This is a genomic window from Citrobacter sp. Cs237 (assembly GCF_030332325.1).
Taxonomy (GTDB): domain Bacteria; phylum Pseudomonadota; class Gammaproteobacteria; order Enterobacterales; family Enterobacteriaceae; genus Citrobacter_A; species Citrobacter_A sedlakii.
In genome coordinates, this window is record NZ_JAOWIB010000041.1 from 1 (window position 1) to 483 (window position 483).

General features: G+C 66.3%; 1 protein-coding gene. It reads right to left on the reverse strand.

Annotated elements, in window-relative coordinates:
* Positions 1–483: Ig-like domain-containing protein (locus tag OGY07_RS01260; RefSeq protein WP_286598210.1), on the reverse strand; the 483-nt coding region annotated here is incomplete at both ends.

The window sequence follows — 483 nt, forward strand, 5'->3', positions numbered from 1 at the left end:
GGATGCATCCACCACCGTGGTGTAGGTTTTGTTGTTAATGGTGACGACGACCGCATCGCCCGCCGCCGCACCGCTGACGGTACCGCTGACCAGCTGCGTCTGGCCGTGTTCGGCGCTGTTGATGATGTCGTCCGTCGCCACGGTGTTGATGGTCACCACCGGGGCGGCAGTGTCAACGGTCAGGGTATGGCTGGCCGAACCGGTATTACCGGCGGCGTCGGAGACGGTCGCGGTGACCGCACCGCTGCTGAGCGCAGGAACATCCGCTGCCGGAACGGTGACGCTCCAGCTGCCGTTGGCCTGCACCTGGGTGATGTAGCCGGTGCCGCCAATCGTCACGGTCACCGTCTGCCCTGCCGGGGCGGTGGTGGTGCCGCCGATCAGCAGATCCGCCTGCGCTTCCGTGGCGTTCAGGATATCGTCTGCCGCGATGGTGCTGATGGCGATCACCGGCGCCCCCGTATCCACGCTGTAGTCGTGGGT